Origin of the sequence: Pseudomonas sp. B21-031 (assembly GCF_024748985.1) — a bacterium.
In the GTDB taxonomy this organism is placed as follows: domain Bacteria; phylum Pseudomonadota; class Gammaproteobacteria; order Pseudomonadales; family Pseudomonadaceae; genus Aquipseudomonas; species Aquipseudomonas kermanshahensis.
The window spans coordinates 376,366-401,471 of the sequence record NZ_CP087181.1 but is presented as its reverse complement, the minus strand read 5'-3'; the positions used below and the strand labels follow the sequence as shown (position 1 = coordinate 401,471).

The 25,106-nt window shown below is 61.3% G+C and carries 21 protein-coding genes; 9 read left to right on the top strand and 12 right to left on the bottom strand.

Annotated features, from left to right (window positions below; genetic code table 11):
• The 3 genes from LOY53_RS01765 (at position 1) to LOY53_RS01755 (ending at position 4,119) form a co-directional block, all read left to right on the top strand.
• On the top strand, positions 1–2,691 hold the full coding sequence (locus LOY53_RS01765; protein WP_258703532.1) for a bifunctional diguanylate cyclase/phosphodiesterase: 2,691 nt from the start codon (positions 1–3) through the stop codon (positions 2,689–2,691).
• A gap of 132 nt (positions 2,692–2,823) precedes the next feature.
• Positions 2,824–3,492, top strand: a complete 669-nt coding sequence (gene msrA / locus LOY53_RS01760) for a peptide-methionine (S)-S-oxide reductase MsrA (protein WP_085274042.1) — start codon at positions 2,824–2,826, stop codon at positions 3,490–3,492.
• A gap of 3 nt (positions 3,493–3,495) precedes the next feature.
• Positions 3,496–4,119, top strand: coding sequence for a glutathione S-transferase (locus tag LOY53_RS01755; protein WP_252826475.1), 624 nt, complete (start codon positions 3,496–3,498; stop codon positions 4,117–4,119).
• A 148-nt stretch (positions 4,120–4,267) separates the two neighbouring features.
• Here the strand turns inward: LOY53_RS01755 and creD are convergent, their stop codons facing one another.
• The 4 genes from creD to LOY53_RS01735 form a co-directional block, all read right to left on the bottom strand.
• Complete coding sequence (gene creD, locus LOY53_RS01750) at positions 4,268–5,596, bottom strand: cell envelope integrity protein CreD (RefSeq protein WP_252826474.1); 1,329 nt, start codon at positions 5,594–5,596, stop codon at positions 4,268–4,270.
• 79 nt (positions 5,597–5,675) lie between these two features.
• Positions 5,676–7,109 carry a two-component system sensor histidine kinase CreC gene (gene creC, locus LOY53_RS01745; RefSeq protein ID WP_252826473.1) on the bottom strand — a complete coding sequence of 478 codons (1,434 nt, stop codon included), beginning with the start codon at positions 7,107–7,109 and terminating at the stop codon, positions 5,676–5,678.
• The gene (gene creB / locus LOY53_RS01740) at positions 7,109–7,789 is read right to left on the bottom strand and encodes a two-component system response regulator CreB (RefSeq protein ID WP_252826472.1); all 681 of its coding nucleotides are present in this window, start codon (positions 7,787–7,789) and stop codon (positions 7,109–7,111) included. The genes creC and creB overlap by 1 nt, the downstream gene beginning before the upstream one ends.
• A gap of 152 nt (positions 7,790–7,941) precedes the next feature.
• Positions 7,942–8,442, bottom strand: a complete 501-nt coding sequence (locus LOY53_RS01735; RefSeq protein ID WP_099428126.1) for an ATP-dependent zinc protease — start codon at positions 8,440–8,442, stop codon at positions 7,942–7,944.
• Positions 8,443–8,624: 182 nt separating this feature from the next.
• Here LOY53_RS01735 and LOY53_RS01730 point away from each other — a divergent pair, with 182 nt between their 5' ends.
• Positions 8,625–9,512 (top strand): acyltransferase, encoded by an 888-nt coding sequence (locus LOY53_RS01730; protein WP_258703531.1) that lies wholly within the window; start codon positions 8,625–8,627, stop codon positions 9,510–9,512.
• Between the two features lie 141 nt (positions 9,513–9,653).
• Positions 9,654–11,003: an APC family permease gene (locus LOY53_RS01725; protein ID WP_258703530.1), complete on the top strand. Its 1,350-nt coding sequence runs from the start codon at positions 9,654–9,656 to the stop codon at positions 11,001–11,003.
• 136 nt (positions 11,004–11,139) lie between these two features.
• On the opposite strand, the gene LOY53_RS01720 is transcribed toward LOY53_RS01725, so the two are convergent.
• The gene (locus tag LOY53_RS01720) at positions 11,140–11,715 is read right to left on the bottom strand and encodes a DUF2780 domain-containing protein (protein ID WP_252826468.1); all 576 of its coding nucleotides are present in this window, start codon (positions 11,713–11,715) and stop codon (positions 11,140–11,142) included.
• Positions 11,716–11,895: 180 nt separating this feature from the next.
• Between LOY53_RS01720 and LOY53_RS01715 the strand changes: the two genes are divergently transcribed.
• Entirely contained in the window at positions 11,896–12,873 is a 978-nt protein-coding gene (locus LOY53_RS01715; protein WP_252826467.1) for an RHS repeat-associated core domain-containing protein, read from the top strand.
• A gap of 514 nt (positions 12,874–13,387) precedes the next feature.
• Here the strand turns inward: LOY53_RS01715 and fdhA are convergent.
• The 7 genes from fdhA to LOY53_RS01680 form a co-directional block, all read right to left on the bottom strand.
• Positions 13,388–14,587: a formaldehyde dehydrogenase, glutathione-independent gene (fdhA, locus tag LOY53_RS01710; RefSeq protein WP_099452670.1), complete on the bottom strand. Its 1,200-nt coding sequence runs from the start codon at positions 14,585–14,587 to the stop codon at positions 13,388–13,390.
• Between the two features lie 277 nt (positions 14,588–14,864).
• On the bottom strand, positions 14,865–15,722 hold the full coding sequence (purU, locus tag LOY53_RS01705) for a formyltetrahydrofolate deformylase (RefSeq protein ID WP_027594310.1): 858 nt from the start codon (positions 15,720–15,722) through the stop codon (positions 14,865–14,867).
• A 12-nt stretch (positions 15,723–15,734) separates the two neighbouring features.
• Positions 15,735–16,367 (bottom strand): sarcosine oxidase subunit gamma, encoded by a 633-nt coding sequence (locus tag LOY53_RS01700; RefSeq protein ID WP_027594309.1) that lies wholly within the window; start codon positions 16,365–16,367, stop codon positions 15,735–15,737.
• A gap of 141 nt (positions 16,368–16,508) precedes the next feature.
• A complete protein-coding gene (locus LOY53_RS01695) occupies positions 16,509–19,526 on the bottom strand; it encodes a sarcosine oxidase subunit alpha (protein WP_027594308.1) in 3,018 nt (1,005 codons plus the stop codon).
• Positions 19,523–19,858 carry a sarcosine oxidase subunit delta gene (locus LOY53_RS01690; protein WP_027594307.1) on the bottom strand — a complete coding sequence of 112 codons (336 nt, stop codon included), beginning with the start codon at positions 19,856–19,858 and terminating at the stop codon, positions 19,523–19,525. The genes LOY53_RS01695 and LOY53_RS01690 overlap by 4 nt, the downstream gene beginning before the upstream one ends.
• A gap of 14 nt (positions 19,859–19,872) precedes the next feature.
• Positions 19,873–21,123 (bottom strand): sarcosine oxidase subunit beta family protein, encoded by a 1,251-nt coding sequence (locus tag LOY53_RS01685; RefSeq protein WP_008089646.1) that lies wholly within the window; start codon positions 21,121–21,123, stop codon positions 19,873–19,875.
• Positions 21,124–21,138: 15 nt separating this feature from the next.
• Complete coding sequence (locus tag LOY53_RS01680) at positions 21,139–22,392, bottom strand: serine hydroxymethyltransferase (RefSeq protein ID WP_258703529.1); 1,254 nt, start codon at positions 22,390–22,392, stop codon at positions 21,139–21,141.
• A gap of 331 nt (positions 22,393–22,723) precedes the next feature.
• On the opposite strand from LOY53_RS01680, the gene LOY53_RS01675 reads away from it, so the two are divergent.
• The 3 genes from LOY53_RS01675 (at position 22,724) to LOY53_RS01665 (ending at position 25,104) form a co-directional block, all read left to right on the top strand.
• Positions 22,724–23,764, top strand: a complete 1,041-nt coding sequence (locus tag LOY53_RS01675) for a low specificity L-threonine aldolase (RefSeq protein WP_258703528.1) — start codon at positions 22,724–22,726, stop codon at positions 23,762–23,764.
• Positions 23,765–24,049: 285 nt separating this feature from the next.
• Complete coding sequence (locus tag LOY53_RS01670) at positions 24,050–24,553, top strand: hypothetical protein (RefSeq protein WP_258703527.1); 504 nt, start codon at positions 24,050–24,052, stop codon at positions 24,551–24,553.
• A gap of 95 nt (positions 24,554–24,648) precedes the next feature.
• Positions 24,649–25,104, top strand: a complete 456-nt coding sequence (locus tag LOY53_RS01665) for a hypothetical protein (protein ID WP_252826463.1) — start codon at positions 24,649–24,651, stop codon at positions 25,102–25,104.
• Positions 25,105–25,106: the final 2 nt, after the last annotated feature.

Below are 25,106 nucleotides of genomic sequence, written 5' to 3'. Positions count from 1 at the left end.
ATGAAAAGCCAACCCGATGCCGCCAGCCGTGTGGCGGCCGAGGTCGTCACGCAGCTACCCGTGCCCTCGCGGCTCGGCATGCTGCGTTTCGAAAGGCTCAACGAAGCCACCTGGGCCATGCTCTACCTCGACCCCACCTGCGAGCGCCAATTCGGCCTGCAGGCAGGCGAGCTGTGCGCCCTGGTCGATTCGCCCTATGCCAGCCTGATGGAGCCCGAAGCCCGCTACAGGCTGCACGACGAGATCCAGTCGCAGCTTGCCCGGCGTGGCTACTACCGCGTGCGCTACACCTTGCATGCCCCTGGCGCGTCACTGCGCCTGCTGGAGGCCGGGGAAGCCTACAGGCAACACAACCGGCAACTGCTGCGCGGCTACCTGAGCGTGCTCGACGACCCGCCCGCAGACGCCGCCGACCCTGACGCCAGTGACCTGGAATCGCGCAACAACCGCCTGCAACTGGCCCTGCAGCTCAACCAGCGCGCCCAGCAAGAACAGCTTGAACACCTGGAGCGTGTGCGCGGCCAGCAAGACCTGATCCTGCGCCTGGCCCGCCAGCGTTACAGCGCAGAGAACTCGCTGCTCGAAGCCGCCGAGCTGATCACCCAGAGCGCCTGCGAAATCTACAAGGTCGACAGCGCCAGCATCTGGCACCTGGAAGGCCAGCGCCTGGAGCCGATCAGTGCCTGGTACCGCCACGCGCAGGAGCATCGCCTGCCCGAAGCCATCGATGCCAGCCACTTTCCCGACTACCTCGACGCCCTGCACGCCAGCCGCGCCATCGACGCTCACAACGCCAACCACGACCCGCGCACCCGCGCCCTGACCCAGAGCCTGTGCCCCGACAACAAAGCCATGCTCGATGCCAGCGTGCGCGTCGATGGCCAGGTAATCGGGGTGTTGTGCCTGGAGCAAAGTGGCCAGCCGCGGGCCTGGCAGTCCGATGAAATCGCCTTTGCCGGTGAGCTGGCCGACCAGTTCGCCCAGGTCATCACCAACCACAACCGACGCACCGCGGCCAGCGCCCTGCACCTGTTCCAGCGCGCGGTGGAACAAAGCGCCAGTGCCTTTTTGCTGGTCAACCGCGACGGTGTGGTGGAATACGTCAACCCAAGCTTCACGGCGATCACCCAGTACAGCACCGATGAAGTCCAGGGCCGCCAACTGGCCGAGCTGCCAGCCCTGGAAAACCTCAGCGAGTTGCTGTTCGATTCGCCGTCGAGCCTGGCCATGGGCAACAGCTGGCAAGGTGAATTCAAGAGCCGGCGCAAAAACCTTGAGCCCTACTGGGGCCAACTGTCGATATCCAAGGTGTATGGCGACAACCGTGAGCTGACCCACTACATCGGCATCTACGAAGACGTTACCCAGACCAAGCTGGCCCAACAGCGCATCGAGCGCCTGGCCTACACCGACAACCTGACCAACCTGGGCAACCGCCCGGCGTTCATCCGCAGCCTCGACGAGCGCTTTGCCCGTAACGGCGAGAACTCGATGTGCCTGCTGCTGGTGGACATCGACAACTTCAAGCGCATCAACGACAGCCTCGGCCACCAGACCGGCGACAAGCTGTTGGTCAGCCTGGCCCGCCGCCTGCGCAACAGCCTAAGCGCCGGTGGCATCCTGGCGCGTTTCGCCAGCAACGAGTTCGCTGTGCTGCTCGACGACACCCGCCTGGAAGACGGCCAGGACGTCGCCCAGCAGTTGCTGCATACCCTCGACAAGCCGATGTTCGTCGACAACCAGCTGATCAACGTCACCGCCTCGGTCGGCCTTGCCTGCGCGCCGCTGCACGGCATCGACCCTGCGAGCCTGATGAAAAACGCAGGCCTGGCGCTGCACAAGGCCAAAGCCAACGGCAAGCACCAGGTGCAGGTGTTTACCGAAGTGCTCAATGCCGAGGCCAGTTACAAGCTGTTCGTCGAGAACAACCTGCGCCGCGCCCTGACCCAGAACGAACTGGAAGTGTTCTACCAGCCCAAGCTGTGCCTGCGCAGCGGCCGCCTGCTGGGGTTGGAAGCATTGCTGCGCTGGAACCACCCCGAGCGCGGCATGATCCGCCCGGACCAATTCATCAGCGTGGCCGAGGAAACCGGCCTGATCATCCCCATCGGCAAGTGGGTGGTGCGCCAGTCGTGCCGCATGAGCCAACAACTGCGCGAGGCCGGCCTGGGCAACTTGCACGTGGCCATCAACCTGTCGCCCAAGCAGTTCTCCGACCCGGACCTGGTAGCCTCGATCAGTTCGATCCTCAAGGAAGAAGCGCTGCCCTCGCACCTGCTGGAGCTGGAGTTGACCGAAGGCCTGCTGCTGGAGGCGACCGAAGACACCCACCGCCAGCTCGACGAGCTCAAGGCCTTGGGCCTGACGCTGGCGATGGACGATTTCGGCACGGGCTATTCGTCGTTGAGCTACTTGAAGAAGTTTCCGATCGACATCATCAAGATCGACCGCAGCTTCATCAACGAAATCCCGGATAACCAGGACGACATGGAAATCACCTCGGCGGTGGTGGCCATGGCCCACAACCTCAAGCTCAAGGTGGTCGCCGAAGGGATCGAGACCCCGGCGCAGCTGGCGTTTCTGCGCAGGCACCGGTGCGATGTGGGCCAGGGGTACCTGTTCGATCGGCCGATTCCGGGGCGTGAGCTGGCCGAGCGACTGAAGCGCTATCCGCGCGGTCCAATGGCCTGACAGCAACGTTAACCTCGGGCACTATAGAGCCCATTCGGGCCCTTTTGCAGCAGTGCGCGCTCCCTGTAGGAGCAGCCTTGTGCTGCGAAGGCCTCACCACCAATCCAACTGAAAAAACACAGAGGAACGGCCATGGTCCTGCGTTCGGAAATCCTGGTGAACAAAAACGTCATGCCAACCGCGGAGCAGGCTCTGCCTGGCCGCGAAACGCCAATGTCGCTGCCCGAGTTCCACTATGTGTTCGAAGGCACCCCCCTGCTCGGCCCTTTCTTCGAAGGTGCCATCGACTTCGCCATCTTCGGCCTGGGCTGTTTCTGGGGCGCCGAGCGCCGCTTCTGGCAGCGTGAAGGCGTGGTCAGCACGGTGGTCGGCTATGCCGGCGGCTTCACCCCCAACCCCACGTACGAAGAAGTCTGCTCGGGCCTGACCGGCCACACCGAAGTGGTGCTGGTGGTGTTCGACAAGGACAAGGTCAGCTACCGCGAGCTGCTGGCCATGTTCTGGGAACTGCACAACCCAACCCAGGGCATGCGCCAGGGCAACGACGTCGGCACCCAGTACCGCTCGGCCATCTACTGCACCTCGCCGCAGCAGCTCGAAGAAGCCAAGGCCAGCCGCGACGCCTTCCAGGCCGAGCTGAACAAGGCCGGTTTCGGTGAGATCACCACCGAGATCGACCAGGCCCCGACCGTGTACTTCGCCGAGGCCTACCACCAGCAGTACCTGGCCAAGAACCCGGACGGCTACTGCGGTATTGGCGGTACCGGTGTGTGCCTGCCGCCCAGCCTGCAGGGTAACTGAACCATGGCCACGATGACCCTGTTCCACTCGCCGCTGTCGCCCTTCGTGCGCAAGGTCATGGTGGTGCTGCACGAGACCGGCCAGCTTGAACGCGTCACCCTGCAGCCGGTCAACATCAGCCCAGTGAGTGGGGATGACCAGCTCAACCAGGGCAACCCGATCGGCAAGATCCCGGCCCTGCGCCTGGATGACGGCACGGTGCTGCACGACAGCCGGGTGATTTGCGAATACCTCGACCTGCAGCACGTCGGCCTGCCATTGCTGCCGCGTGAGGGCTCGGCGCGCTGGCGGCGCATGACCTTGGCGTCGCAGGCCGATGCGATCATGGATGCGGCGGTGTCGAGCCGCTATGAGAGCTTCCTGCGGCCTGAGGACAAGCGCTGGGATGGCTGGCTCGAGGCGCAGGGCGACAAGATCCGCCGCAGCCTGGCCAACCTGGAGCAGGAACATCTGGCGGAGCTGATTTCAGGCTTTGATCTGGCCGCGATTGGCGTGGCCTGTGCGTTGGGGTACCTGGATTTGCGTCAGCCTGAATTTGGTTGGCGTGAGCGCCAGCCTGGGCTGGCGAAGTGGTATGCCGAAGTGGCCCAACGGCCTTCGATGGTGGCTACATCTCCAGCGGCCTGACCGGCCTCTTCGCAGCACAAGGCTGCTCCTACACGGTAGCGCGCGCCCTGTAGGAGCAGCCTTGTGCTGCGAATGCCTCACCCCGGTATCACAGGAAACAACTCCCCAATCCTGCGCGCCAACCACCGCCCAAGCTCTCTGTCCTCCCTCATGCCGCCCTCCCCACCCGCGCCCAGTCCAGCCGCCGGGTCAGCACCATGAACACGCCCAACAAAGCAAAACACAGCAGCGACCCCATCAACAGCGCGTAGTCCTCGGCGCTGAGCAGCCCATAAAGCATCCCGTACAACGCCGCTAACCCCGCCGCAAACCCAACCCCACGCCCCAGGCTGCGCAGTACGTGGCTCAGGTAGAAGCCAATCAGCAACACACAGGCCGAAGCCGACAGCCCGTACGCCGGGCCAAAGCCAATGTGCTCGGACATCGACAGCAACAGCAGGTAGAAAAACGCCAACGCCACCCCCACCAGGATGTACTGCACCGGGTGCACGCTGAGGTTCTTCAGCACCTCGAACAGGAAGAAGCCGGCAAAGGTCAGGGCAATGAACAGCAACGCGTATTTGATCGCCCGCTCGCTCTTCAGGTACTGATCGACCGGGTCGACAAAGCTGACGCCAAAGGTGCGCTCGCTGAAGTCCTCACATTGCCCGGCCGTGGCGCACTGGCGCAGGGCATCTTCAAGGTTGGTGGCGAAGAACGATGTCTGCCAGTGGGCAGTGAAGCCTTGGGCATCAATGCCGCGACGGCTGGGCAGGTAACTGCCGATGAAGCTTGGGTGCGGCCAGTTGGCGCGCATATCGACACTGCTGGTACGGCCTACCGGCAACACCTGCAACTGGCCAGTGCCTTGCAGCGCCAGGTCGAAGCCGTAGCTGAGCTCCCGCGCTTGCAGGCCATCCAGCCCTGGCACGCTGGCATGCACACCACCGCGCATCCAGTCGAGCCCAGTCCCCGCTTCAAAGGGCAACTTGCGCTCGTCGAGCGTCAGCTCCAGGCCATTCTCGATGCCACGAATGTCGCTGATGCCCACCACCAGGAAGGGCTTGTCGAACCGGTAGTCTTCAAAATCCTTGTCGATGCCCCAGCGTTCGGGGAGCTTGAAGCGGCCAGTGATACGGCCCTTGGCGTGAAACAGCCGCGCCTGGTAGATGCCGCGTGAACGCAGCTCGGTGTCGACACCCAGATCGGCCTCGAAGGTTTCCGGCAGGAAGTACAGGTGGCCAGCGATGCTGCTGGTCTCCTGGGTACGCTCGCCGTCCTTGTCGATCCAGCGACGCTGGTACTTGCGGTAAGGCACCACCAGCAGCGGGCCACTGAGCTGCTGGTCGAAGCTGGCGCTCTGGGCGATGTCACGTACTACGCTGTCACGCAGGGTCTGGCGCTCGTCGATGAGGCCGTTGATCATCAGCAGCGGGATCAGCAACAGCACCATCAGCAGGGCAATCATGCCGAGCTTGAATCCAAGGGTCTTGTTCATAGGGCCTCCTTTGGCAATGGGCGCAGTGTCTGCGCCTTGCGTGGAGACCTTGGGGAGACTGTGTGGAGATTCCGTGTTTTCAGCTGATACGCCGCACCGGCAGCCACAGCCTTACCCGCACACCGCCATCGACGTTATCTACTGCAAGCGAACCGCCATGCAGCTGCATCACCTCGGCCACAAAATTCAGCCCCAGCCCGGTACTCTTGCGCCCACTTCCCGGCCGCGGCAGCGAGTAAAACCGCTCACTCACCCGCCCAATGGCATACGCCGGTATCGCCTGCCCCTGGTTGAACAGGCTCAACGCCACCCGCCCACCATCGCGCTCAAGCTCGAACAACAACGCCCCACCGGCCGGGGTAAAGTCCAGCGCATTGTCGAGCAGGTTGGCCAACGCCTGGCGCATCAAAAACGGATCACACAATAACCGCAAACCGGCCGGCACCCGCTGCCGCACCTGCAGGCCCGCCGCTTCGATGCGCGCCGCATGGGCCAACAGCAATTCGTCGACCAGTGCCGCCAACGCCACCTGCTGTTCATCCTCCAGCGCCTGCATCTGCTCCACGCGGGCGAGGTTGAGCAGGCGTTCGATCATCTGCTGCAGGCGCTCGCTTTCACGCTCGATGTTGCCGGCAAAGCGCGCCCGCTGTTCGGCCGGCATATCGCCCTGCAGCAGCTCGGAGGCACCGCGGATTGCCGCCAGTGGGCTTTTCAGCTCGTGGGTCAAGGTGTGCACATAGCGCTCGACGTAGGCCTTGCCTTCCAGCTGCGTGCGCATGCGCTCAACTGCATTGGCCAGGTGCGCCAGCTCACCCCCCTTGTAATGCGGCAGCGCCGCCCGCTCACCTTCGCTGACCGCCTGGGCGTAACGGGCCAGCCTGCGCAGCGAGCGCGCCAGCCACCACGACAGCGCTGCGCCAATCAACAAGCCCAGGCCGATCAGGCCCAGGCCCAATGTGAGCAAACGCCGCTCGGAGCGGTCGATGTAGGGTTGCAGCGAACTGTTGGGCTTGGCCACGGTAACCACGCCGATGATCTGGCCGTCATCGATGATCGGCGCGGCCACATGCATCACCGATGTGCTTTCGTCATCGGCGACACTGCGCGTGGAACGGGCGCCGTACTCGCCGCGCAGGGTGAGGTAAACGTCATTCCACTTCGAGTAATCCTTGCCCAGGTCCTCACCGCTGGAGTCGAGCAGCACGATGCCTTTGGCGTCGGTCACGTAGATGCGGTGGCTGACCTGGTTCTTCGCCAAGCCCCAGATCTGCGCGCCTGGGCTGCGTGAACCGTAAGCCTTGAGTACTTCGGGCAAGCGGCTTTGCCCGAGGGTGCCGGCCTTGACGTCATCGTGCAAAATCTCCGCCAGCAGGTTGGCGGTGTCGACCAAGGTTTCTTCGGACGATTGGCGCACCACCGGGCGGATCTGTTCGCGCACCGTGTTAAGCAGGAAGTACCCCGCCAGCCCGACGAACAGGAAGTACACCAGGAAGATCCGGATGCCCAGGCGCATCAGGCGTGATCCGGGCTGTAGCTGTAGCCGAGGCCGCGGTGGGTCTGGATCGGTTCTGCCTCGCTGGCGACCAGGCGTAACTTGGCGCGCAGGCTCTTGATGTGGCTGTCGATGGTGCGCTCGTAGCCCACGTCAGACGCCACGCCCAGGGCATCGAGCAGTTGCTCGCGGCTGAACACCCGCTGGGGCTGTTCCAGCAGGCATTGCAGCAAACGAAACTCGTGGCGGGTCAGGCTCAGCGGCTGGTTACGGTAGCTGATCTGCATGCGCAAGGTGTCGAGCTGGAACAGCGTTGCCGCGGCGGAGGGCTCAACACGTGGTGCCATGCGTTTAAGGATGGCCCGCACCCGTGCCGCCACCTCGCGGGGGCTAAAGGGCTTCACCACGTAGTCGTCGGCGCCGATCTCCAAGCCCACCACCCGGTCGATTTCGCCATCACGGGCGCTGAGAAACATCACCGGCACCTCGCTGAAACGGCGCAGTTGGCGGCAGGTTTCGAAACCACTGATATCGGGCAGGCCGATGTCGAGGATGATCAGGTCGGCCGGGCGCTGGCGCTGCTGGTCGAGGGCCGCGCTGCCCAGGGTCACCCACTCGGTGCTGTGGCCATCGGCCTGCAGGGCGTAGACCAGCGTGTCGGCGATGGCGGCTTCGTCTTCGACGATGAGGATATGGGGCATGGTGTCCGGCCTGGCTGGGGAGCGTAGCTGGACATTGTAGGAGCAGCCTTGTGCTGCGAAAAGGCCGGTATCGTCAGCACATTTGCTGCGTCGGGCATGGCCTCTTCGCAGCACAAGGCTGCTCCTACACGAAGGAACGGGTGAAATGTTGGTCAGCAGTCCGGCTTGCCGGCGGTGAACTTCTTGGCCGGGTTGACTGCGGCCTTGAACTCACGCAACGCCTTGGAGCCAATCAACAGCGGGTAGTTGAAACTGCTGCGGTCCACCAGGTTCACTTCAACCGTGCGCTTCACATCACCCAGGCAAAGCTCCAGGTCGACCACCGGGCGCTTGGAGATTTCCGGCGCATCGCCCTCTTCTTCTTCGTCGGCACGGCCCTTGATCTTGCTGATGCGCGAGACCTTGTGCTCGTAGACCTTGCCGTCGGATTCCTTGGTCGCCAGGCGGAAGCGTACCCATTCATCACCATCGCGGGTGAACAGCTCGATGTCCTTGGCCGACAGCGATGCGGTGAAGGCACCGGTGTCCATCTTGGCCTTCAAGGTCTCGCCAATTTCCGGCAGGGCAATGTTTTCGTAACGGCCATAAATCGTCGGCTCGGCGGCCATGACCGGCAAGGCGAACAGTGACAACAGGGCAAGCAGTGATTTCACGGGTTACGCTTCCTTGATTGCAGACAGTGCTTAGACTGCATGAGTTGAATAGGTTCGTCTGCACACGGTAATCAACACAATGTGAAACATTTGTCCTCGCCGCTGGGCATTGGGCATTTGGCGTAGGCCGCATCGCTGCTTATCATTGCCGGCTGTTTTTATCTCACTACAAGAGTTCCTTTATGCGTCGCCTGCTGACCGGCATTCTCACAACCCTCCTGCTGCTGCTCAACACTGTGGTGTTGATCTGCCCGCTGCTGGTCTTTGCCCTGCTCAAGCTGGTGCTGCCGGGCCGTGGCCGTGACTATGCCTCTGCGGCGGTGATGTGGGTTGCCGAAACCTGGTCGGAGATCGACAAGGCGATTTTTGCCCTGTGCATCCCCACCCAGTGGGACATCCGCGGCGTCGACCGCCTACGCAAGGACACCTCGTACCTGGCCGTGAGCAACCACCAGACCTGGGTCGACATCCCCGCGCTGATCGAAAGCCTCAACCGCCGCACGCCGTTCTTCAAGTTCTTCCTCAAGAAGGAGCTGATTTGGGTGCCACTGCTGGGCCTGGCCTGGTGGGGGCTGGATTACCCGTTCATGAAGCGCTACAGCAAGGCGTTTCTGGACAAGCACCCCGAACTCAAGGGCAAGGACCTGGAAATCACCAAGGCCGCCTGTGAGCTGTTCAAGCGCCAGCCGGTAACCGTGGTCAACTACCTGGAAGGCACGCGCTTCACCGAGGCCAAGCGCCAGGAGCAACAGTCGCCTTACCGCCACCTGCTCAAGCCCAAGGCGGGCGGCGTGGCGTTTGTGCTGGCGGCGCTGGGCGAGCAGCTGGATGCGCTGCTGGACGTGACCATCGTTTACCCGGGCAACCAGGCGCCGGGGTTCTGGGACTTGCTCAATGGCAGCATTAGCCGGGTGATTATCGACATTCAGGTGCGTGAGCTGGACCCGGCGTTGTGGGATGGGGATTATGAAAATGACCCGGCCTTCCGGCAGACCGTGCAGGCCTGGGTGAACCAGCTGTGGTTGGAGAAGGATCAGCGGATCGAGCAGTTGCGGGCGGAAATGGGCTAAATCATGAGACTGGGCCGGCCTGTTCAAAATCCGATTAAAACCCAGGCTAATAATCAGCATAAGGATTACTTCTTTGTCACACCCCACATAAGTGGATAAAAATCGATCAAAGCACAATTACAAAAAAGCCTGGATCGATCGATGGCCAACCAACCTTGCTCCACCCCCGCCCAACTGCGTCGCGTCCTGGGCCTGCCCGCCCTGGTCTTCTTCGGCCTGGTGTACATGGTCCCGCTGACCATCTTCACCACCTACGGCATCGTCACCGAACTCACCGGTGGCCGCACCGCTGGCGCCTACCTGGTTACGCTGGTGGCCATGCTGTTCACCGCCGCGTCCTACAGTTTCATGGTCAAACGCTTCCCGGTCGCGGGTTCGGCGTACTCCTACACCAACATGGCCTTTGGCCAGAACGTTGGTTTCCTGGCGGGTTGGTCGCTGCTGCTCGATTACTTGTTCCTGCCGATGATCAACTACTTGCTGATCGGTCTGTTCCTCAACATCGCCTTCCCAGCGGTGCCCGCCTGGGCCTTCGTGCTCGCCTCCATCGCCCTGGTGACCGTGCTCAACGTGGTCGGCATCAACTCGGTGGCTAAAACCAGCAACCTGATCGTCGGCGCGCAGATCGTGTTCATCGGGGTATTCGTGGCCTTGTCCTGCCAGACCCTGGCCGGCCAGCCGGTAGACCTGCTCTCGCCGCTGATGGGTGACGGCACACAACCTGGCTTCGGCCCGCTGATGGCTGGCGCCGCAGTACTGTGCCTGTCGTTCCTCGGCTTTGATGCCGTCTCGACCCTGGCGGAAGAATGCCGCGATGCCCGCCGCGACGTACCACGGGCGATCATCCTCACCACGCTCTTCGCCGGCGTACTCTTCACCGCGCTGGCCTACGTCAGCCAGCTGGTGCTACCGGGCAGCACCTTTGCAAACGCTGATGCGGCAGCCAATGAAGTGATGTTCAAAGCAGGCGGGCAATTCCTGGCCAACTTCTTCACCGCCGCCTTCGTCGCCGGCAGCCTGGGCTCAGCACTGGCCTCGCAGGCAGCGGTGTCGCGCATCCTGTTCACCATGGGCCGTGACAAGGTGCTGCCGCAGCGCACGTTCGGTTACCTGTCGCCGCGTTTTGGCACGCCGGTGTTCGCCATTGTGCTGGTGTCGGCGTTTTCGCTATTGGCGCTGGTGATCGACCTGTCCACCCTCGCCTCGCTGATCAGCTTTGGCGCGTTGGTGGCGTTCTCGGCCGTGAACCTGGCGGTGGTGAAGACGCACCTCATGAACGACACCTTGCACCGCAATGCCAAAGGCCTGCTGTGCTATGGCGCGGTACCGCTGGTGGGGTTGGGGCTGACGCTGTGGCTGTGGACCAGCCTGTCGGCGCTGACGCTAGTGATTGGTCTGTGCTGGTTTGCCCTGGGCCTTGCGTACCTGGCCGTACTGACTAGCGGCTTCCGCCGCCCGGTCAGCGTGGTGGACTTCACAGAAGCCACCTGAGCCAACGCGATCAGTCAGGGTGGGATACATCGATCTTGTAGCCTGCGTTGTACCTGTAGGAGCGGCCTTGGGTCGCTCCTACAGGTAGAGCGTCAGTCTTGAAGACTTGTGATTCCAGCACTGCCGCTACACCCCCTCAGACCGAAGGCTGAGCCAGCGGCGCGGGGGTAGTCCACAGGCTACCCAGGTTCTGCAACAACGAGCCTGCAATCCCCTGCTGCCCCAAGTACTGCAGAATCAACGGCGCAAACTGTCCGATCATCCCGGTATCCATGCCCAGCGCCTTGAACGCGCTGTCCAGATCGCTACGGTTTTCCACGTTGTTGCCCAACGCATTGCTCAATGCCGACTGGCTTTCGCTGTTCTTACCCAGCAACTCACCCAACCCGCTCAACCCGCCCAGTGCATTGGCACCCGACAACAAGTCCAGCCCAGGCACGGCTTTGGTCAGCTGACCATAGTCGTCAGAACTCAGGTTATTGCGCGCCAACCCCAGCATCGCCCCTGCCCCGCCCACGGCCTGTTCCGGGGTGATCTTCAGTTCACTGCCCAACGTGTTGAGCAAATTAGCCTGCGCCTCGGGCGCCTGCACCTGGCCTTGCTGTTTCTGGTTCTGCATGGCCGACACGGCGTTGGCGGCATCGCTGAGGTTGAAGGCGAACACCGGGCTTGCGGCCAGGGTCATCAGGGTTGCCAGGGTGAATGCTTTCATCGGGAGGGACCTCGTGGGCCGGGATGGCCTGGGAAACGAGGCATTCGACTGGAGTTTTAGAGGTTTGTTCCAATCCTTCTACCAACGACACGCCTTCATGACCTGATAATTCTGCCAGTTGTTGCCATTGGCATCCGAGGGCAACCTAAGGCTTAACAGTCGAACCAGGAAGCGGTAACTATGGCACTCAAAGAGCAGGGCATTCAGCAAATCAACGCCCCCGAATCCCAACTGGTTAAAGCCGCAGGCAATGTGGCGCTTCGCTTTTATCAAAAAGACCGTTTGGTAACCGAGACGGGTCCACTGGGCGACCGTAGAGTACTCTGGACGAAAGTGTCAGCTGTCGCGCAGTTAGACGGTGTGAGCAATAAGCAACTCCTGCAGACCGACCTGTCTGCCTCAATTCTCAGCATGGGCCCTCAACGCATATTCTATACGCCCTACGGCCATCGGGCGATCGATGCAGTAGCTGCACTGCTCGGTTTTAATGGACAGCACCCAGAGTCTGTAAGCGGTGGATATTTACTGGGTGGCGGTAAACGGATGTTTAGCCCGACATTGATGCGGTTTTGCAGCCAAGATGCACTTAGCCCTTTTGGGAAGGGTGGAATTAATGCGTATGTCTATTGTGCTGGAGACCCGATCAATTGGAATGATCCTTCAGGGCAATCTCGGGGCGCGTTCCAAGCGCAAGCCCAAGCCCAACCCCGCCCAAAGAGAAATGTCCAACAACAAGTCAACAATCGCCCTAAACGCTCGATTGTAGATAAAAAATGGATAGGCGACGACCCTAACAGAATAAAACAACGCCGAATTAATTCACTAAAAGAATCTTATGAGACGAAGAGGGAAAAATTTGAGCTTGAATTAAATGCTTATGATCATGAAGTCTATGCCACAGAAACTGGAACATACAAACAAACCCACATGACTCGAGATGAATTCATTCATACACATAATGAACTAGAAAAGAACTATTATGCGCGTGTTAGGTCTGAGGAATCAGCAGTAGCATATTTGAACGACCCAAAAAACTTCCCGGCTCGTACCCCCCGTTTTTGGGAAAAAAATAAGCAGAAGATTATTTACGGTGGCTTTTCACTCCTTGGGCTGGCTGCGGCAGCAACTTTCATCACTATTTCAATTAGGAAAGAATAAAAAACTTCGTGTGCGCCGGATTTTTCGCCTTTTCTACTGGCCTGTCAACCTATGCACAGTACACTGTTCTTTTACCAAGGCGACAAGCTGATCGCACAATGCGAATGGCCTGGAAGTCCATACCTCTCAACCTACGGCCACGATCCGAGCTTGCCCTAGATGCTAACAACGACTGGCTTTAATGGCGAAGCTTACAAGCCAGATTCGGCCAGTTACCGCTGAGTCTAAGATTGCGCAGCTCCTCTCCTCGCCTTATGCGTTTTTGTGCTGTAGACAGCTGAAGCTCACTCGGAAAAGGTAGCTTGAATGCTGATTGTTACTGTGGAACATTGCTTCTCAACCACCTGCTGAACCGTAACTTGCCGTCCTGACCACGACCAGGCGCAATTCATCTACAAAAGCTAGCGACTTTTGGCAACCTACTGACGAGTTTCCAAGGTCGCCGTCACCTCGCCATTAATGAATAGCATCTAGAAAAAGCCCCTCACTTGAGGGGCTTTTAGCTCAACTTAAATTACGCCGCGCCCCACATCTTGTGCGGGTCGATCACAAACTTCTTCGGCACACCCGCATCGAACTCACCATACCCTTCCGGCGCCTGATCCAGGTTGATCACCTGCACGCCGACCACCTCAGCAATGTTGATGCGGTCCCACATGATCGCCTGCATCAGCTGGCGGTTGTACTTCATGGTCGGGGTCTGGCCGGTGTGGAAGCTGTGCGATTTCGCCCAGCCCAGGCCGAAGCGGATGCTCAGGGCGCCGATCTTGGCGGCGGCATCCACCGCACCCGGGTCTTCGGTCACGTACAGGCCGGGGATACCGATGTTGCCGGCAACGCGAGTGACTTGCATCAGCGAGTTCAGCACGGTGGCCGGGGCCTCATGCTTGGCACCCTCGTGGCCATGGCCGCGGGCCTCGAAGCCAACGGCGTCGACGGCGCAGTCCACTTCCGGTTCGCCAAGGATGTCGATGATCTGCTCGTGCAGCGGGGTGTCTTTGGACAGGTCGACCACTTCGAAGCCCTGGGACTTGGCATGCGCCAGGCGGGCTGGGTTGAGGTCACCGACGATCACGCAGGCAGCGCCCAGCAGGCGTGCCGAGGCAGCAGCGGCCAGGCCGACCGGGCCGGCGCCCGCGACGTAAACAGTGCTGCCTGGGCCAACGCCCGCCGTCACGGCACCGTGGTAGCCGGTCGGCAGAATGTCGGACAGGCAGGTCAGGTCACGGATTTTCTCCATGGCCTTGTCGCGATCCGGCAGTTTCAGCAGGTTGAAGTCAGCGTACGGCACCAGCACGTACTCCGCCTGGCCACCGGTCCAGTCGCCCATGTCGACGTAGCCGTAGGCACCACCGGCGCGGGCCGGGTTGACGGTGAGGCAGACGCCGGTGTGCATTTCTTTGCAGGAGCGGCAGCGGCCGCAGGCGACGTTGAAGGGTACCGACACCAGGTCGCCTTTTTTCAGGCGTTCGACATCACGCCCCAACTCGACGATTTCACCGGTGATTTCGTGGCCCAGAACCAGGCCGACCTGGGCAGTGGTGCGGCCGCGGACCATGTGCTGGTCGGAGCCGCAGATGTTGGTGGAGACCACCTTTAGAATGACGCCGTGTTCGATCTTCTTGCCGCGCGGGTCCTGCATTTTCGGGTAGTCGATCTTCTGCACCTCGACCTTGCCGGCGCCGAGATACACCACTCCACGATTGCCAGACATGCTCTTACCTCGCTTGATTTTTATTTATGCAGCGTTGGTTGAAGCGCCGCCATCCATGGGCGGCATGTGTTACTGGGATGCAGGGAATTGTGGGCCTGATGAGGCGAGTTGCGCTGACTGAAAACGACAGGGGGATGCCTTTTTACGGCAGGGGATAATGTGTTGGGCCATTCGCGGCTAAACCCGCTCCCACAGGTACAGCGCCGCATTCGAAAGCGGCGGTGCACCTGTAGGAGCTGGCTTGCCTGCGATGGGCTGCAAAGCAGCCCCAAAATAGTCAGAGCACCACAGTCCGGTTGGCGTTAAGAAACACCCGCCGCTCAATGTGATACCCCACCGCCCGCGCCAGGGTCAGGCATTCGATATCCCGCCCTTTGGCAATCAGGTCCTCGGGATAATGGCTGTGGTCCACCACCTCGACCCCCTGGGCAATGATCGGCCCTTCATCGAGGTCGTTGTTGATGTAATGCGCGGTCGCGCCAACCATCTTCACGCCCTTGTTGTACGCCTGGTGATAAGGCTTGGCGCCTTTGAACCCCGGCAACAACGAGTGGTGAATGTTTATCGCCCAGCCGTCCAGGCGCCGGCACAGCTCGGGCGACAGCACCTGCATGTAGCGGGCAAGGATGACCAGTTCCGCGCCAGTCTCCTCGATCACCTGCAGCACCTTGCGCTCTTGCCCCGCCTTGTCGTTGGGGTCGAGTGCAAAGTGGTAATAAGGAATCTTGTGCCAATGCGCCAGCGGTTCGAGGTCTGGGTGGTTGGACACCACTGCGACCACGTCCATGCCCAGTTGGCCAATACGCTGGCGGTACAACAGGTCGTTCAGGCAGTGGTCGGCCTTGGACACCATGATCACCACCTTGGGGCGGTGATTAGGCGCGGTCAGCTCGAAGGCCATGCCGAACGCTTCGCTACGTTCAGCGAGGCCGGCACGGAAGCCCGCCTCGTCAAAATCGTCCGGCTGGCGGAATTCGACGCGAATGAAGAAACGCCCCGACTGCCGGTCATCGAAGGAGTGGTGCTCCGTGACGTAGCAGCGCTGCTCGTAGAGGAAACGCGTCACCACGTCGACGGTACCGAGCATGCTCGGGCAGTCGGCGGTGAGAATCCAGGTATCCGGTGCCCGACTCATGTGCGGCTCTCCTTAGGCTTCGATGCTCAGGCCGTATTCGGCCGAAGCGTCCTGCAGCCACAGCCACCAGTAATCGGCGAAGCTGCGGCGAATCACCAGTTCCCATGTGTCTTCGGCGGTGCGGCGGATCACCAGTTGCGACTTGGCGAACACGGTACCGACGGCCTTGCCCACCGGGAAGTTGTTTGGGTGAACATCATAGCTGGTGGACTTCATCAGCACCTCGCGCACGTGCGGGCCGCGCAGTTCCAGCAGGCTCTGCCCGCCGCTGACGTTGACCACCTGGATGTGCAGGCCGTCGAGGGCCGCGCGCAGTTTTTGCTCGATGGCGAACTCCTGGCCGCCCGGGACGATCAGCAGCCACTCGTCGGGGCCCATCCACTGCAGCGACATGTCGCTGTTGGCGACCACGGTCAGGGCCACCGGCAGCTCCAGGCCCAGGGCCTTGTGCACGCCTGCGGCGAAGGCCGGGTCATGGCCGTCGCCACGCAGGGTCAGGTGGCCGAGGAATTTTTTCTCACGCAGGGTCACGCCTGCGTTCTTGCGGCCCTTGCCAACCAGGCTGGCCAGGTCGGCATGGTGCAGCGGCGACTGGGCCTTGGCGTCGGCGCCGGGGTTTTGCTGGAAGACGTTGATAGCGCTCATTTCTTACCTGCCTTGAATTCTGTAGTTCCGAGCAACGCCGAACCTGTGGGAGCGGGTTCACCCGCGAAGAGGCCAGTAAGGCCAACATCGCATTCGCGGGTAAACCCGCTCCCACAGGGTTCGGCGCCACCATCCGGGGCCTTAGACGTTCTGCCGCTCACCCTTCGGATCGAAGAACACCGAAGACACGATTTCCGCTTCGATCACGCTGCCGTCAGCCTGCGGCGAGTACACCCGCTCGCCCATGCGTTTGAGGCCGCCTTTGACCACACCCATGGCGAACGAATAACCCAGGGAGTTGGCTGCGTAGCTGGAGGTGACGTGGCCAACCATGTCCATCGGGATCGGTTGCTTGGGGTCGAACACCAGTTGCGCGCCTTCAGGCAGCCATTGGGTCGGGTCCACCGGCTTGAGGCCAACCAGCTGCTTGCGGTTGTCGCGCAGGCAGTCTTCGCGGTTCATGCCACGCAGGCCGATCCACGAGAACGGCTTGTTGCGGCCCACGCACCAGCTCATGTTCAGGTCGTCTGGGTTCATCGAGCCGTCAGTGTCCTGGCCGACGATGATGAAGCCCTTCTCGGCACGCAGCACGTGCATGGTCTCGGTGCCATACGGGGTCAGGTTGTATTGCTTGCCCGCCTCGATGATCTTTTCCAGCACGCCCATGGCGTAGTTGGCCTGCACGTTCACTTCGTACGACAGCTCACCGGTGAACGAGATGCGGAACACACGGGCCGGTACGCCGGCGACGGTGCCTTCCTTCCAGGTCATGAACGGGAAGGCGTCCTTGTCCAGGTCGATGTCGTCGGTCAGCGCGCTCAGCAGCTTGCGGCTGTTGGGGCCGGACAGGGTCATGGTCGCCCAGTGGTCGGTGACCGAGGTGAAGTACACCTTCATCTCTGGCCATTCGGTCTGGTGGTACAGCTCCAGCCACTGCAGCACGCGGGCCGCGCCGCCGGTGGTGGTGGTCATGTAGAAGTGGTTGTCGCCAACGCAGGCGGTCACGCCGTCGTCGAAGACCATGCCGTCTTCCTTGCACATCAGGCCGTAGCGGGCCTTGCCCACGTCGAGCTTGGTCCAGGCGTTGCTGTAGATGCGGTTGAGGAACTCACGCGCGTCCGGGCCCTGGATATCGATCTTGCCCAGGGTCGAGGCGTCGAGCAGGCCGACGCTGTCACGCACGGCCTTGCACTCGCGGGCCACGGCGGCGTGGATGTCTTCACCGGCTTTGGGGAAGTACCACGGGCGTTTCCACTGGCCAACGTCTTCGAACTCGGCGCCGTTCTTCACGTGCCAGCCATGCAGGGCGGTGAAGCGTACAGGTTCGAACAGGTGGCCACAGTGACGGCCCGCTACCGCACCGAAGGTGACTGGCGTGTAGTTGGGGCGGAACATGGTGGTGCCCATTTCCGGGATGGTGATGCCGATCGAACGGGCGGCGATGGCCAGGCCGTTGATGTTGCCCAGCTTGCCTTGGTCGGTACCGAAGCCCAGCGCGGTGTAGCGCTTGACGTGTTCGACCGACTCGAAGCCTTCGCGGGTGGCCAGCTCGATACCGGCAGCAGTCACGTCGTTCTGTTGGTCGACGAACTGCTTCGGCCCTTTGCTGCCCTTGTCGTGCGGCACCTGGAACAGGGCCACGGTGGCCTCTTCCTTGCGTGCCACGGTTTTCGGCAAGGTGCCGGTGGTGGCCTTGAAGCCGGCTTCGGTGGCCGCGCGAACGCCGCCTTCAAAGCCGTCGGCAATCACATCGCCCAGGGCGTAGACGCCATGGATGCCGCCGACACAAACGCGTTTTTGCGGTGCATCGCCCGGCACGAAGCCGAGGATGTCATCGCGCCAGACCGGGCGACCGCCCAGGTGCGACGCCAGGTGGACGATCGGGCTGTAACCGCCGGAGCTGGCGATCAGGTCGCACTCGAGGGTTTCGCCTGGGCTGGTGACTTTGTGGGCCTGCACGTCGATGGCGGCCACGCGGGCGCCGGTCACGTGCTTGCTGCCTTTGGCCTCGACCACGGCGCTGGAAGTGAGGATGCGGATGCCTTTTGCACGCGCTTCTTCAACCAGCGATCCACGTGGGTTGTGGCGGGCGTCGGCGATGGCGACCACTTGCAGGCCAGCGTCGTGCCAGTCCAGCGCGGCGCGGTAGGCGTGGTCGTTGTTGGTCGACAGCACCAGTTTGCGGCCCGGGGCCACGCCGTAGCGGCGTACGTAGGTGGACACAGCGCCAGCCAGCATGTTGCCCGGCACGTCGTTGTTGCCGTACACCAGCGGGCGCTCGTGGGCGCCAGCGGCCAGTACCACACGGCCGGCACGCACACGGTGCACGCGGTGACGCACCTGGCCGATCGGGGCGCGGTCGCCGAGGTGGTCGGTGAGGCGCTCGTGGATGGTCAGGAAGTTGTGGTCGTGGTAGCCGTTGACCGTGGCGCGTGGCAGCAGGGTCACTTCCGGCAGGCTTTCCAGCTCTTTGACCACCGCATTGACCCAGTCAGCGGCAGGCTTGCCGTCGAGGGTTTCGCGGGTGTCGAGCAGGCTGCCGCCGAACTCTTCCTGTTCATCGGCCAGGATCACGCGGGCGCCACTGCGGGCAGCAGCCAGGGCGGCGGCCAGGCCAGCAGGGCCGGCACCGACGATCAGCACGTCGCAGTGCTGGTTCATGTAGTCGTAGCTGTCCGGGTCGTTCTGCAGCGGTGCACGGCCAAGGCCGGCCGCTTTACGGATGTACTTCTCGTACGTCATCCAGAACGATTTCGGGTACATGAAGGTTTTGTAGTAGAAGCCCGGCGGCATCATGCTGCCGCCCACCTTGCCAAGGATGCCCATGACGTCGTTGTTGACGTTCGGCCAGCCGTTGGTGCTGGTGGCGACCAGGCCGGCGTACAGCGCCTGTTGGGTGGCACGCACGTTAGGGATCTGGGTGGCTTCGCTGGAGCCGATCTGCAGGATGGCGTTCGGCTCTTCGGTACCGGCGGCGATGATGCCGCGCGGGCGCGAGTACTTGAAGCTACGGCCGACGATGTCGACGCCGTTGGCCAGCAGCGCAGCGGCCAGGCTGTCACCGGCATAACCCTGGTAGGTCTTGCCGTTAAAGGTGAAGTTCAGGACCTTGCTGCGATCGATACGGCCGCCGCTGGCGAGGCGATAGGTCTGGCTCATACTTTTTCCCCTTGGCCTTTGACGGTCGACGGTGCGCTATTTTGCTTGCCGTTGGCGGTCACCTGCGGCTTCTCGCCAATCTTGTAGGTTTCCAGAATCTCGTAGGTCACGGTGTCGCGGGTGACGTTGAAGTACTGACGGCAGCCGGCAACGTGGTCCCACAGTTCATGGTGAATACCGCGTGGGTTATCGCGGAAGAACATGTAGGTGCCCCACTCCTCGTCGGAGCAGGCGGCAGGGTCCAGCGGGCGGGCGATGTGCGCCTGGCCAGAGGCGTGGAACTCTTCTTCGGAGCGCAGCTCGCCGCAGTGGGGACAGAAAATATGCAACATGACGGTGTCTCCGGTTAGTGGGCGACGGCGGCGGCGCCGTGTTCGTCGATCAGTGCGCCGTTGTAGAAACGGTCCATGGAGAACGGCGCGGCCAGTGGGTGCATCTCGCCTTTGGCCAGGCTGGCAGCGAAGACGTTGCCCGAACCCGGGGTCGCCTTGAAGCCACCGGTACCCCAACCGCAGTTGAAGAACATGTTCTTGACCGGGGTTTTGGAGATGATCGGGCAGGCGTCCGGTGAGGTGTCGACGATGCCGCCCCATTGGCGGTTCATGCGCACGCGCGAGAGGTTGGGGAACATCTCGACGATCGCTTGCAGGGTGTGCTCGATCACCGGGTACGAACCGCGCTGGCCGTAGCCAACCCAACCGTCGATACCGGCGCCGATCACCAGGTCGCCCTTGTCGGACTGGCTGATGTAGCCGTGCACGGCGTTAGACATGATAACGCTGTCGATGATTGGCTTGATCGGCTCGGACACCAGGGCTTGCAGCGGGTGCGATTCCAGCGGCAGGCGGAAGCCGGCCAGCTTGGCCATGTGCCCGGAGTTACCGGCAGTGACCACGCCGACGCGCTTGGCGCCGATGAAGCCTTTGTTGGTTTCGACACCGATGACCGCGCCGTTTTCCTTGCGGAAACCGATCACTTCGGTCTGCTGGATCAGGTCCACGCCCAGGGCGTCGGCGGCACGGGCGTAACCCCAGGCCACGGCGTCGTGACGGGCAACACCACCACGGCGCTGAACGGTCGCGCCGAGGATCGGGTAACGGGTGTTCTTCGAGCAGTCCAGGTACGGGATTTCGGCCGCGACCTGGGCGGTGTTCAACAGTTCGCCATCGACGCCGTTGAGGCGGTTGGCGCTGACCCGGCGCTCGGAGTCACGAATGTCCTGCAAGGTGTGGCACAGGTTGTAGACACCGCGCTGGGAGAACATCACGTTGTAGTTGATGTCCTGGGACAGGCCCTCCCACAGCTTCATGGCGTGCTCGTACAACTGCGCCGACTCGTCCCACAGGTAGTTGGAACGCACGATGGTGGTGTTACGGGCGGTGTTGCCGCCGCCCAGGTAACCCTTCTCGATCACTGCGACGTTGGTGATGCCGTGTTCCTTGGCCAGGTAGTAGGCCGTGGCCAGGCCATGGCCGCCACCGCCAACGATGACCACGTCGTAGACCTTTTTAGGGGTCGGCGTGCGCCACATGCGCTGCCAGTTTTCGTGGTGGCTGAGGGAGTGTTTGAAGAGGCCGAAGCCCGAGTAGCGTTGCATGGTCGTTTACTCCACTCAGCGGTAAACAGGGAAGTCTGCGCACAGCGCCGCGACGTTCTTCGCCACATCGGCTTCGACGTCAGCGTCACCGAGGTTGTCGAGGATGTCGCAGATCCAGCCGGCCAGGGCCACACACTGGGCGACCTTGAAGCCGCGGGTGGTGACGGCCGGGGTGCCGATGCGCAGGCCCGAGGTGACGAACGGCGACTGCGGGTCGTTCGGTACGGCGTTCTTGTTGACGGTGATGTGCGCGCGGCCCAGGGCGGCGTCGGCGTCTTTACCGGTGAGGCCCTGGCGGATCAGGCTGACCAGGAACAGGTGGTTGTCAGTGCCGCCGGAAACCACGTCGTAACCGCGGTCGATGAACACTTGGGCCATGGCTTGGGCGTTTTCGATGACTTGTTGCTGGTAGGCCTTGAAGCCTGGCTCCAGCGCTTCCTTGAAGCACACGGCCTTGGCGGCGATGACGTGCATCAGCGGGCCGCCCTGGGCGCCGGGGAACACGGCAGCGTTGAGCTTCTTCTCGATTTCTTCGTTGGACTTGGCCAGGATCAGGCCGCCACGTGGGCCGCGCAGGGTCTTGTGGGTGGTGGTGGTGACCACATCGGCGAACGGGATCGGGTTCGGGTACAGGCCCGCAGCAACCAGGCCGGCAACGTGGGCCATGTCGACGAACAGCAGCGCACCGACCTTGTCGGCGATGGCGCGGAAGCGTGGGAAGTCGAGGGTCTTGGAGTAGGCCGAGAAGCCAGCGACGATCATTTTCGGCTTGTGCTCGACTGCCAGGCGCTCGACTTCGTCGTAGTCGATCAAGCCGGTCTTGGTGTCGATGCCGTATTGAACCGCGTTGTACAGCTTACCCGAGGACGACACTTTAGCGCCGTGGGTCAGGTGGCCGCCGTGGGCCAGGCTCATGCCCAGGAGGGTGTCACCGGCCTGCAGCAGGGCCAGGTACACCGCGCCGTTGGCGGAAGAGCCGGAGTGCGGCTGGACGTTGGCGTAGTCAGCACCGAACAGCTGCTTGGCGCGCTCGATGGCCAGCGCCTCGACCTTGTCCACGTGCTCGCAGCCACCGTAGTAGCGCTTGCCTGGGTAGCCTTCGGCGTATTTGTTGGTCAGGCCGCTGCCTTGGGCCTGCATGACGCGCTTGCTGGTGTAGTTCTCCGAGGCGATCAGCTCGATGTGATCTTCCTGGCGCTGTTCTTCGGCATTCATCGCCGCCAGCAGTGCGTCGTCGTAACCCTGGATCTGGTCTTGCTTGCTGAACATCTTGTTGTCTCCCGGCAGCGATCGTTTCTTGTCTGTAGAGCACTGTGGCCCTTTGTGGCGATGGTATGACTGGCCGGGGTGGGTCAGATGCCTGCGCACGCCTTGCAATGGCGCGTTTACGACATTCGCTTTTGTGTTGTGCATGCCGGCCTCTTCGCGGGGCAAGCCCGCTCCCACAATGGCCCTGCGTAAGCGGCCATTGTGGGAGCGGGCTTGCCCCGCGAAGAGGCCCGTTCAGACAACCCTGAAATCAGCTTATGTCTGGGTTGTATAGGCAACTGCTGAATCGATGGTTTAGAGTGCTGTTCTGCGTCGTTCACAGGACCGTGTCATGACAGATAAGAGCCAACAATTCGCCAGCGACAACTATTCCGGCATCTGCCCCGAAGCCTGGGCCGCCATGGCCAAGGCCAACATGGGCCACGAACGCGCCTATGGCGACGACCAGTGGACCGAGCGCGCCGCCGAGTACTTCCGCAACTTGTTCGAAACCGACTGCGAGGTGTTTTTCGCCTTCAACGGCACCGCCGCCAACTCCCTGGCCCTGGCCTCGCTGTGCCAGAGCTACCACAGCGTGATCTGCTCCGAAACCGCCCACGTCGAAACCGACGAATGCGGCGCGCCGGAGTTCTTCTCCAACGGTTCCAAGCTGCTGACGGCGGCCAGCGTCAACGGCAAGCTGACGCCGCAATCGATTCGCGACGTCGCCCTCAAGCGCCAGGACATCCACTACCCCAAGCCGCGCGTGGTCACCATCACCCAGGCCACCGAAGTGGGTACCGTTTACCGCCCCGATGAACTCAAGGCGATCAGCGCCACCTGCAAGGAACTGGGCCTTAACTTGCACATGGACGGCGCACGCTTCACCAATGCCTGCGCGTTCCTCGGTTGCAGCCCGGCAGAGCTGACCTGGAAGGCCGGCGTCGATGTGCTGTGTTTTGGCGGTACCAAGAACGGCATGGCGGTGGGCGAGGCGATCCTGTTCTTCAATCGCCAGCTGGCCGAAGACTTCGACTACCGCTGCAAGCAAGCCGGGCAGTTGGCGTCGAAGATGCGCTTCTTGTCTGCGCCCTGGGTCGGGCTGTTGGAAGATGGCGCCTGGCTGCGCCACGGCACGCACGCCAACCACTGCGCGCAGCTGCTGGCGTCGCTGGTGAGCGACCTGCCAGGGGTGGAGCTGATGTTCCCGGTGGAGGCCAACGGGGTGTTTCTGCAAATGCCAGAGCACGCGATTGAAGCGCTGCGGGGCAAGGGCTGGCGGTTCTATACCTTTATTGGCAGTGGTGGGGCGCGGTTCATGTGCTCTTGGGATACCGAAGAAGATCGGGTGCGTGAGTTGGCGGCGGATATCCGCAGCATTATAGGCGCCTGAAAGTTCGCAATCGCCGGCTTGCCGGCGATTCGCCTACAAAGCGCTCGCCCACAGTCCACATTGTGCCCCGCACCTGCCCTATCAGGCCATCAGCCAACTCGCCTCCGCCAACAACCGGCATAGCCTATTTTACCATTAGTAAAAACTGGCATTTCTAACAGTTGCGCACTGCCATCAGCATTTTAAAATAGGCACCACCACACAGACTGATCCATTAGAAGTTTACTTCATGGGCCCGTGTTAGCCCAACGCGCCCGATTTCAAAATCGAGTCCAGGAGACCCTCATGGCCATCGAATACAGTGATGTCACGTTCGGACCCTACACGTACAAAGTAATGCGCAGCCTTCTGCCATTTATCGCCCAACTTAAAATCGACGACAAAATATGGCTATGGATCGTTGATGATTTCAGTAAAGCCGTCAGGATAACGGGTACTGCTCACAAGCAAAGTAACGTGACGGGGGCAGTCGATTATGCGTTCACCTGTGAAGACATTCCCCCCGGCGAAGAGCCCTCAAAAGAAAGTGCGACGGCAAACAGAGACGCGATAACCAACAGCGCAACGGCGCCGGTGCCAGGCGCTTATTATCGCTCGGACCTGAACCCTAAAGAGTCACTTTACGCATATTACGCAAACAGCCAAGCAGCAGCACTCCTTCAAGCCAGACCCCAGCAGGTGCTCTTTCGCGACAAGCTCTGCAGGCTGAAAAAAAACGCTCACTACATGATCGATACCTTCCCGCATTTGGATTATCAGTTATTGGTAGTCATGGTGGATGAAGAATAACCCTATCATTGCGATATAGAACGGTGGTTCTGTACACCGTGAAAATAACCTTGCAGCGGCCTGTATATTCTTGGCATATACACGAGGACTTTCAAATGACCGATACCATTAGCGTAACGTTTGGCGATGACGCCAAATACACATTGGATGCTGATTTCGACAAAGAAATCTCGAGCATCAAAGCCGGCGACACCGTACACATTGGTCCGAACGGCAACGTAAAGTCATATAAGGTCACGGGCCTCCAACACCGCATTACCCATCCCGACAGCGAAGATTCAACAGTTGAATATAAATTCACACACGACGGCAACGAAAGCCCGCGGAAAACCATTGACAAAAGAACTGTCCGAATCAATTTCGAGGGCAACGTCACTGAGTACGGTGACAACTCAATGGCTGAATTCTTCCTCGCACACCCCGACCAACTGCACTACGCTAACGCTGATTGCAACATCAAGCAAAATTTTGAATACACCATCAAGAATTATGACGACCCTCGTTACCAGGAAATGTTTGTAAATGTGCATTTGGAAAGAAAGAGCACTTGATT

Coding starts and splice junctions, on each gene's coding strand:
- LOY53_RS01725 (WP_258703530.1), top strand. CDS start 9,654: ATGGCCAACCAACCTTGCTCCACCCCCGCCCAACTGCGTCGCGTCCTG.
- LOY53_RS01700 (WP_027594309.1), bottom strand. CDS start 16,367: ATGAGCGCTATCAACGTCTTCCAGCAAAACCCCGGCGCCGACGCCAAG.
- LOY53_RS01680 (WP_258703529.1), bottom strand. CDS start 22,392: ATGTTCAGCAAGCAAGACCAGATCCAGGGTTACGACGACGCACTGCTG.
- LOY53_RS01670 (WP_258703527.1), top strand. CDS start 24,050: ATGGCCATCGAATACAGTGATGTCACGTTCGGACCCTACACGTACAAA.
- LOY53_RS01695 (WP_027594308.1), bottom strand. CDS start 19,526: ATGAGCCAGACCTATCGCCTCGCCAGCGGCGGCCGTATCGATCGCAGC.
- creB (WP_252826472.1), bottom strand. CDS start 7,789: ATGCCCCATATCCTCATCGTCGAAGACGAAGCCGCCATCGCCGACACG.
- creC (WP_252826473.1), bottom strand. CDS start 7,109: ATGCGCCTGGGCATCCGGATCTTCCTGGTGTACTTCCTGTTCGTCGGG.
- msrA (WP_085274042.1), top strand. CDS start 2,824: ATGGTCCTGCGTTCGGAAATCCTGGTGAACAAAAACGTCATGCCAACC.
- LOY53_RS01765 (WP_258703532.1), top strand. CDS start 1: ATGAAAAGCCAACCCGATGCCGCCAGCCGTGTGGCGGCCGAGGTCGTC.
- LOY53_RS01720 (WP_252826468.1), bottom strand. CDS start 11,715: ATGAAAGCATTCACCCTGGCAACCCTGATGACCCTGGCCGCAAGCCCG.
- LOY53_RS01730 (WP_258703531.1), top strand. CDS start 8,625: ATGCGTCGCCTGCTGACCGGCATTCTCACAACCCTCCTGCTGCTGCTC.
- LOY53_RS01690 (WP_027594307.1), bottom strand. CDS start 19,858: ATGTTGCATATTTTCTGTCCCCACTGCGGCGAGCTGCGCTCCGAAGAA.
- fdhA (WP_099452670.1), bottom strand. CDS start 14,587: ATGTCTGGCAATCGTGGAGTGGTGTATCTCGGCGCCGGCAAGGTCGAG.
- LOY53_RS01685 (WP_008089646.1), bottom strand. CDS start 21,123: ATGCAACGCTACTCGGGCTTCGGCCTCTTCAAACACTCCCTCAGCCAC.
- LOY53_RS01665 (WP_252826463.1), top strand. CDS start 24,649: ATGACCGATACCATTAGCGTAACGTTTGGCGATGACGCCAAATACACA.
- LOY53_RS01715 (WP_252826467.1), top strand. CDS start 11,896: ATGGCACTCAAAGAGCAGGGCATTCAGCAAATCAACGCCCCCGAATCC.
- LOY53_RS01755 (WP_252826475.1), top strand. CDS start 3,496: ATGGCCACGATGACCCTGTTCCACTCGCCGCTGTCGCCCTTCGTGCGC.
- LOY53_RS01675 (WP_258703528.1), top strand. CDS start 22,724: ATGACAGATAAGAGCCAACAATTCGCCAGCGACAACTATTCCGGCATC.
- purU (WP_027594310.1), bottom strand. CDS start 15,722: ATGAGTCGGGCACCGGATACCTGGATTCTCACCGCCGACTGCCCGAGC.
- creD (WP_252826474.1), bottom strand. CDS start 5,596: ATGAACAAGACCCTTGGATTCAAGCTCGGCATGATTGCCCTGCTGATG.